The 1,429-nt window shown below is 73.6% G+C and carries 2 protein-coding genes; both read left to right on the top strand.

The features are described from left to right. On the top strand, window positions 1-376 hold a 376-nt coding region (locus KME75_RS41530; protein ID WP_219420463.1), incomplete at its 5' end, for a helix-turn-helix domain-containing protein. Between the two features lie 32 nt (window positions 377-408). After that, window positions 409-1,429 (top strand): glycoside hydrolase family 65 protein (locus tag KME75_RS41525; protein ID WP_504739540.1); only part of this gene is annotated, 1,021 nt, incomplete at its 3' end.

Here is a 1,429-nt window from a genome sequence, read left to right as displayed (position 1 = left end):
GGTGGCTTCGGCCGCCGCGGCGGCACGGCGGCTGCTCGCGACCGCCGAGGGTGTCGCGCTGCCGCCGGGGCTGGTCGGCGAGCGCGACCTCGTCCTGGAGTCGGCGCTCGCGGAGCACCCGCCCGCGCTGCACCGGCTGGCCGCCGTGCTCGACCCGGTCCGGGCACACGAGCACCTCGCCGAGGCGCTCGTCGCGTTCCTCGCCTCCGACGGGAACCGGGAACCCACCGCCGCCGCCCTTTTCCTCAGCCCGGGCGGGCTGTCGCTGCGCCTGGACCGCATCGCGCAGCTCACCGGCTTCGACCCGCGCACGAGCCGCGGCGCCCGCGTCCTCGGCGCAGCCCTTTCCGCCCGGTCGCTGCTCGACCGGCCCTGACCACCAACCGACGATCCGGGGGAGTCCACCTCATGCCGTCCGACATGTCCCGCGAGGCCCTGCCCCACCAGGCGATGGCCCGCGAGGCCCTGTCCTACGAGCGCGCCTCGAGGACAGTCGCGAACCTGCATCCGGGTTCGCCGTTCGCCGTCGAGCCGTGGGTGGTGCGGGAGCCGCGGCTGGACCTGGACGCGCTGGGCCAGGTGGAGTCGGTGTTCGCGTTGTCGAACGGGCACATCGGGTTGCGCGGCAACCTCGACGAGGGTGAGCCGCACGCGATGCCGGGGACGTACCTGAACTCGTTCTACGAGCGGCGGCCGCTGCCGTACGCGGAGGGTGGGTACGGGTATCCGGAGTCGGGTCAGACGATCATCAACGTCACCAACGGGAAGTTGATCCGGCTGTTGGTGGAGGACGAGCCGTTCGATCTGCGGTACGGGCAGCTGCGTCGTCATGAGCGGGTGCTGGACCTGCGGGCGGGCACGCTGACGCGGGAGGTCGAGTGGACCTCCCCCGCGGGGCGCGCGGTCAACATCCGCAGCACCCGCCTGGTCTCGCTGACCCAGCGCGCGATCGCCGCGATCTGCTACGAGGTGGAGGTCGTCGACGCGCCCGCGCTGATCGTGGTGCAGTCCGAGCTGGTGGCCAACGAGCAGCTCCCGGCCCGCAACGAGGCCGACCCGCGCGTCGAGGCCGCGCTCACCGACCCCCTGATGGCGGCGCAGCACGGCACCCACGACGCGGGCGCCTACCTGATCCACTGCACGCGGCGGTCGGGTCTGCAGGTGGCGGCGGCGATGGAGCACGAGGTCCACGGCCCCGGCGCGGTCGAGGTGACCTCGGAGGCGGGCGAGGACATCGGCCGCACCACGGTGCTCACGCGGCTGGAGCCGGGCACGAAGCTGCGGGTGGTGAAGTACCTGGCCTACGGGTGGTCGTCGCGGCGGTCGCTGCCGGCGCTGCACGACCAGGTGCGGGCGGCGCTGGCGGCGGCCCGGTACACCGGCTGGGACGGGTTGGTGGCCGAGCAGCGGCAGTACCTGGACGAGTTCT

Origin of the sequence: Pseudonocardia nigra (assembly GCF_019396355.1) — a bacterium.
GTDB lineage: Bacteria > Actinomycetota > Actinomycetes > Mycobacteriales > Pseudonocardiaceae > Pseudonocardia > Pseudonocardia nigra.
The sequence above is the reverse complement of the archived record's forward strand: the minus strand, read 5'-3'. Positions and strand labels throughout refer to the sequence as shown.